This window comes from Anaerosporobacter sp. (assembly GCF_031551385.1).
In the GTDB taxonomy this organism is placed as follows: Bacteria; Bacillota; Clostridia; order Lachnospirales; family Lachnospiraceae; genus Anaerosporobacter.
Genome location: NZ_JAVBNS010000082.1, coordinates 1 through 7,104, shown reverse-complemented (window position 1 = coordinate 7,104; position 7,104 = coordinate 1). Strand labels below are relative to the sequence as shown.

General features: G+C 33.6%; 6 protein-coding genes and 1 pseudogene. 3 read left to right on the top strand and 4 right to left on the bottom strand.

Translation table 11 applies throughout. The features are described 5' to 3' along the window. Window positions 1–279: MATE family efflux transporter (locus RMR19_RS07920; protein WP_310602956.1), on the bottom strand; the 279-nt coding region annotated here is incomplete at its 3' end. A gap of 287 nt (window positions 280–566) precedes the next feature. On the opposite strand from RMR19_RS07920, the gene RMR19_RS07915 reads away from it, so the two are divergent. Further along, window positions 567–791 carry a hypothetical protein gene (locus RMR19_RS07915; RefSeq protein ID WP_310602955.1) on the top strand — a complete coding sequence of 75 codons (225 nt, stop codon included), beginning with the start codon at window positions 567–569 and terminating at the stop codon, window positions 789–791. 77 nt (window positions 792–868) lie between these two features. On the opposite strand, the gene RMR19_RS07910 is transcribed toward RMR19_RS07915, so the two are convergent. Beyond that, window positions 869–2,866 carry a S1C family serine protease gene (locus RMR19_RS07910; RefSeq protein WP_310602954.1) on the bottom strand — a complete coding sequence of 666 codons (1,998 nt, stop codon included), beginning with the start codon at window positions 2,864–2,866 and terminating at the stop codon, window positions 869–871. A 376-nt stretch (window positions 2,867–3,242) separates the two neighbouring features. On the opposite strand from RMR19_RS07910, the gene RMR19_RS07905 reads away from it, so the two are divergent. Both RMR19_RS07905 and RMR19_RS07900 read left to right on the top strand, forming a co-directional pair. Next, the gene (locus RMR19_RS07905) at window positions 3,243–4,643 is read left to right on the top strand and encodes an undecaprenyl-phosphate glucose phosphotransferase (RefSeq protein WP_310602953.1); all 1,401 of its coding nucleotides are present in this window, start codon (window positions 3,243–3,245) and stop codon (window positions 4,641–4,643) included. 71 nt (window positions 4,644–4,714) lie between these two features. Further along, a complete protein-coding gene (locus RMR19_RS07900) occupies window positions 4,715–5,770 on the top strand; it encodes an LCP family protein (RefSeq protein ID WP_310602952.1) in 1,056 nt (351 codons plus the stop codon). Window positions 5,771–5,853: 83 nt separating this feature from the next. Here RMR19_RS07900 and RMR19_RS07895 read toward each other — a convergent pair whose 3' ends face one another. Then, complete coding sequence (locus RMR19_RS07895; RefSeq protein WP_310602951.1) at window positions 5,854–6,504, bottom strand: sensor histidine kinase; 651 nt, start codon at window positions 6,502–6,504, stop codon at window positions 5,854–5,856. Between the two features lie 27 nt (window positions 6,505–6,531). Next, window positions 6,532–7,104 (bottom strand): annotated as a pseudogene (locus RMR19_RS07890) (sensor histidine kinase); the annotation flags it as partial.

Below are 7,104 nucleotides of genomic sequence, written 5' to 3'. Positions count from 1 at the left end.
AAATCGAAATGCACTTCTTACCCCTTCTTGGTTATCTTGTCCAAAAAATTGCGCTCCAAAAATACCTGCTCCAGATACACCACCAAAGATACATAGATTAAATACAAACAGCAATTGATTCACAATCGCAACACCCGACATCTGCTCCGTTCCTATTCTACCAACCATAATGTTATCTAGCATTCCAGCAAAATTCGTAATTCCATTCTGAATCATGATAGGAACTGCAATTGCTAATAACATTCGGTAGAACTTCTTGTTACCGATTAACTTTCTCATAACGTTCTTCCCTTCAATGCGTAATAGTTCCATTATATCTTACTATTCGCTAAAATGAAATCTTTGTTTTTATAATTATCATGTAGTATCATATATTCTTTATGTATCAATTTATGTTTTATTACGTTTTATTTAATAACATCTTAATAAACAATTGGTTGTATCACCTAGTTTGCTATGCTATAATATGGAGGTATAAATACACTTGTAACGTTTATCTATCTTAGAATGACATTATCATCCTAAGTTCTAAATTGTTACTATTGCTAAACTTAAGGAGGCTCTCAATGGCAAATATTACAGCAGAAGTAAAATGTCCATATTGCAAAATTGGATTTGAAATTGATGTAGAATTAGAAGCAGAAGACGAAACAGAATTAGAAGGTGAAGATTCTTTCGATATTGATTTTGACGAAATGGAATGCCCTAATTGTGAAAACTTCTTTGCTATGCACGGTAAAGTTGAAAAAGTTGAGGATGAATTCAAACTAACAATTGAATCAATCGACTAATCTAGTAATAAATACTATGAGTCATATAAAAAAAGCTCCTGTTAGGAGCTTTTTTTATATTGTATAGGATATTGAAACTAATTACCAGCCCCAGGGAATTGGAATACTCCATCTTCTCCGAAGAAATTACTGAATGGATCTGTTCCATTACGATCTTCCGTATAGTAATCTTCATTATTATCCTGACCATTATCTCGGTTGTTATCTTGATTGTTGTCTGGAAGTGTTACATCATTCGAATCAGAATTGTTTGATGACGTTGTATCTTCCGTCACCACATCTGTCTTCTTCTTTAATGTCACTTCAAATGTTTTCTCAACAAATTGACCATTCTCAAGTCTTTGAACGGTTATCGTTACCTTTGTTCCCGCTGAGTAACTTGATATCTTTTCTTGCATTGCTTCCATTGTCGTAATCGTTACATCATTAACCTTTGTCACAATATCTCTGGATATAATTCCACTCTCTTGTGCTGGACCACCATCTAATACAGAATCAATGTATACACCTTCTGGCCAACCGTAACCTTTAACCATATCAGCAGGTACTGTGCCACCGGAAATTCCAAGGAAACCTTCTTCTCCTTCTGCAATCTTTTCACGGTTCATAAGCTCATTAATAATTGGCATTGCACGAGTAATTGGAATTGCAAATCCCATTCCTTCTACCGAACTATCTGCATACTTCACTGAATTAATACCAATTACTTCACCAGCAACATTAAGTAACGCTCCACCACTGTTACCTGGATTAATTGCTGCATCTGTTTGTAACAATGTCATTTTATTATTCTCAACTGTTACTTCTCTTTCTGTTGCACTAATATAACCAACAGTTGTAGATTGGCCATATCCTAGCGCATTACCAATTGCAATTGCCATTTGACCAACTTTGATATCATCAGAATTACCTAATGTAGCAATTTTGATTTTTCCCATTGTGTCACTGCTAATATCACTTAGTTTAACTGCGATTACAGCCAAATCTGCTGTACTGTCTTTACCTTTGATTTCAGCTTGGTAGATTTCTTTATCAATAAATTGAACTGCTATTGCTTTTGCACCATCAACTACATGATTATTCGTAACAATCAATAGCTCATTATCATTCTTACCAACGATAATTCCTGAACCACTACCTTCAACATCTTCTTCATAATTTTGACCAAACCAATCATTATATGACTTTGTCACTGTACTTGTAATTGCTACAATTGATGGCATTGTCTCTTCTACTACATCTGACACATCTGTATTATAGATTACGCCACCATTCGAAACAGTCGTTGTTGCTATTGAATTCGCGTTATCATTTTGATTTACACTTAAAGATGCATTCTTCGAATTATTACCCTCATCAATAGCAGTCGAGCTATGTCTTGCACTTGGATTAATTCCATAATACACTTCATTCGCACCCAAGAACGCAACACTAGCAATAATACCAAATGCTGCTGCCGTCGCAATGAATTTTACAATCTTCTTCCCCTTCTTAGGTTCTTTTCCTCCATTCTCAGTCTGAACAGCCTGTCCATCTGAAAAATCTTGTCCAGCAAATTCATAATTATCTTGATGAATTTGCTCTCCTACATAACTGTACGTAGTATTTTGATTCGCTTGCTCTTGATACGATTCCTTTTGATATGCTTCATTTTGGTTCGTCGCATTCTGATAAGAAGCATCCTGATATTGATACGTATCATAAACAGGCCCTACCGCTTGCCCACTATTACCGTATTGTTCATCATAAACCTGCGCATTCCCATAATCTGCACTATAGGAATCCTGCATAGTATTATATTCTTGACTATATTGATTTGGTTCTTGATTCCATTCATTATATTGGTTTTTTTGGCTATATTGACTCTCTTGATTATAGTGATACGACTCTTGCGTTGTATAATATTGATTGTCATTCGTATTTTGATTATTTGTATTCTGACTATTCATATTTTGATCATTCGTATTTACATTATTTATATTCGCATCATTTGCATTCATATTATCTGCTGTCTCTTCACTATTAACAGCATTTCCATTCAAATTTATACCGTTGTTCTCATAATCCTTTTCCATGTGTAATATCTCCCTTCAAAAAATGTAGCAAAATCTTCAATGTGAAAATAGTATTGGTAATAAACAATCATTTAGAATTAATTATTCACCCAACAATTAATCATTACTTGTGTGTCGCGTGTTTTGTGTTATAGTACAGCAACGAATACGCTTTGAAAACCTACAAGAGTTTTGCTCCAACACCTAAAACACACAAAATACACAATTAATTTCTTTATGTGTTATCATATCATGAAAATGTGTAAAGAATGTGAATAATAAGAATTTTTTAAGAATTTTTTTGTTGTAGATTAAAACTTGGTAATGTATTATAATAAGGACGTTATTAAAAAACATTTTTTTTACAATAAGAAAAAACAGAGGTGATTTCATATCTATGATTAAAGATAATCAAAAGACATTTAATAAGTTTCATGGAATTCTTGACTTAATTGCGTTGTTCATCGCTTACTCATTAAGTTATGTGTTGCGTTTTATTATTTTCAAACCAGACAAGGGATTCTTGCCATGGTCAACCATGTTGCATTATTTCGTATATCTTCTCCCTGCGTATTGCTTAATTTACTATTCTTGCAACTTGTATACGCCCAAACGAAGTAAAGGGCAAAAAATGGAGCTCCTTAATATCCTTAAGTCAAATATAATAGGAACAATATACTTCATCTTGGTCTTATATATCTTCAAAAAAGATATTAATGTGTCTCGTTCATTTATTACTATTTTCTTTGCAATAAATATTACTATCATGTTCCTCTATCGAAGAGTACTTGTAAAAGTTCTTCATTCAATTCGGAAACATGGCTTCAACTTAAAACATATCTTAATTGTTGGTTATAGCCGTACTGCTGAAGGATATATCGATAGAATTCGTGCCAATCCACAATGGGGTTACCATGTACTTGGCATTCTTGATGACAATAAAGAAGAAGGTGAAGTATACGATAGAGTCAAAGTTCTAGGTGACACTTCCAAACTTACAGAATTACTCGCTGAAAACGATATTGATGAAATTGCTATTACATTAAGCATAAGCGAATATGCTAAATTAGAAGACCTTGTAACTGCTTGTGAAAAATCTGGTGTTCATACATTATTTATTCCAGATTATAATAATATTATACCTACACGACCATATATTGAGGATTTAAACGGACTTCCAATTATCAATATTCGCCGTGTACCACTCAGTAATACATTTAACAAGGGAATTAAGCGATGTATTGATATATTCGGTGCTCTCGTTGCTTTACTTATCTTTTCAATCCCTATGCTACTTGTAACAATTGCAATTAAAACAACATCAAAAGGCCCTTTAATTTACTCACAAGTACGTATCGGTCTTCACAACAAGGAATTTAAGATGTTCAAGTTCCGTTCTATGGAGACACAAACCGAATCTGCTGAGAAAAAGGCATGGACAACTTCAAATGACCCACGTGTTACCCCTATTGGAAAGTTCATAAGAAAAACAAGTATTGATGAATTACCTCAATTATTCAACGTTTTAAGAGGTGAGATGAGTTTAATCGGACCTCGTCCTGAACGACCATATTTTGTTGAAAAATTCAAAGAGGAAATTCCTCGTTATATGATTAAGCATCAAGTTCGTCCAGGTTTGACTGGCTGGGCTCAAGTAAATGGATATCGTGGTGACACTTCTATCCGAAAACGTATTGATCATGACTTATATTATATTGAAAACTGGACCCTTAACCTTGATATTAAGATTCTATTCCTAACATTCTTTAAGGGCTTTATTAACAAAAATGCATACTAATCCCTATGCCTTTTTTATATCTTTCGTGTGAACATTCTTGATTTTTCACACGAATATCTCGGAGGTTTATTATGAGAAATAATCAAGGAAACTTTGAAAATGAAAGAGCACTCGTGAAAAAAGTTAAGAAGAAAAAGAAAAAACGTCTTCGCAGACTGATTATTATTGAATTGCTTATTATCTTACTATTAATACCTGTTGTATATCTATATTTTCAACTTGGCCGTATTCCAAGACAAGAAATTAATCTTGATAATATTGAAATTAATAATATTGATTTATCTGAACTTGATGGCTACCGTAATATCGCTGTGTTTGGTGTCGACTCAAGAGCAAATGATTTGCAAAAAAACACACGAAGCGACTCTATTATGATTGTAAGTATCAACAAAAAGACAAAAGATGTTAAGGTATGTTCTCTATACCGTGATACGTATGTATACATTGAAGGTCATGGCTATACGAAGTTAAACCATGCCTATGCATATGGTGGACCTGAACTAGCGATTAACACAATTAATAAAAACTTTGACTTAAATATTACCGATTTTGTTACTGTTAATTTCAGTGCGGTTACAAACGTAATTGATTTACTTGGTGGTATCACTCTTGATATTCAAGACGATGAGTTAAAGCATGTTAACAACTATACTCGTGATGTTGCTAAAATCAACGGCACAAAATACACATATTTAGACAAGGCTGGAAAGCAAACTGTCGATGGTACGCAAGCTACGGCATATTGCCGTGTTCGTTATACGGCAGGTGGCGATTTCACTCGTGCTGAGAGACAACGTACTGTAATGAGCCAAATATTTAAGAAAGCAAAGAAATCTAACCCATTTACATTAGCTAAAGTTGCTAATAAAATGATTCCTCAGATTTATACAAGCCTTTCAAATTCTGAGATTTTAGGTTTAGGAAAAGATATCTTCTTCTATGATTTAGGCGAACAAGCCGGCTTCCCATTCGATAAAACTGCTAAAAAGATTGGTGGTGTATCCTATGTATTAGCAGATACGCTATCATCTAATGTAACGAAACTACATGAGCTTTTATTCAATCAAACTGGATATGAACCTTCAAAAACTGTCCAAGGATATAGCTCTGAGATAGCACATAAATAAACTAGTAAAATCAATAAGACCCTCAGTGATACATGTTTCAGTTTAGAAACATATACCACCTAGGGCCTTATTTTTAATTACTATTACATCTTTTCAAATACACACGCTACTTCTATTTCTTCCCCCTTCATATGAGCATAGATATCCCCATTCATCTTATTCATAAGTTGACGGCAAATATATAAACCTAGCCCACTTCCATTACTAGTAGACACATTTGACCCCCTCCAGAAACTATCAAACATATGCGGAATCTCATTCTCAGAAAGTGTACAGCCACTGTTTGTCACTGTCACTAACTGACACTCTTCTTCTCTAGAAAATTCAATCGAGATTTTATGACCATCACCATATTTTATTGCATTTTCAATTATATTTTGTAGTACTTCAATACTACGATTTAAATCACCACAAAGTAAACAATTTGAGAAATCACCAACAGCAAAATTAATATGCAATAATAAAAGTTTTTCCGAATAATAATTTTTAATTTTCGTAATTAAATCTGTCAAATAAAACTCCGTGTTCTCTACTTGCAAATCAAGAAAATCCTCACTAGATGCTTTGATTATCTGAGATATAAAATTCTCGATTTCATCCGCTTTTGCATTGATACTCTCGGCAATCTCATGTTGCTTTTCTTCTGTTTTATATAACTTCTTTGACAGTGCCTTTGAATAAAGTTTAATTGCAGAAAGAGGCGTTTTTATATCATGAGATATTGATAAAATCAACGTTTTTTTCTATTTTTGTAGCTCCAATTACCGTACGTTTTGCCCCTCAATATTCTCTCGAAGCAAATCCATTCCCCATATAAATCTCCCAAAGAATCGACTCTTATCCTCCTTCAAAGGCATAGTCAAATTACCTTTGGAAAGCTCATAAGGAATTTCCTTTAACCTGTTGAATGGTTTAAGCAACTTGTAACGCATACAAATCATTGCCACAACCACAAGCACCGCCATAATTCCAAGAACAATATTTGCTGCCAACATAAACCTTGTTCGATACTCTAATGACTTACTAACATAATCAAAGCGATAGTATTTCCCGTCGATTTCTTTGATTACATAGTCTCTTCCATCGCCCTCAAAGAAATCCTTTTCCATAGTATCTTTACGCACAACATCTGTTACATATTCATACTTTGAAAGTTCAATATTCTCTAAACCAACATCTGATATCTCCTTAACCAGCCTACTAATCTCCACACGATACTGTCTGCCACTTTGTTCTGGAATCCTTAGAAAGTATGTATTAGTTCCTACGAAAATCATTATTATTATAAACAAAACAATCACAAAAATTTTATTAAAGCTCTTCATACTATTTAT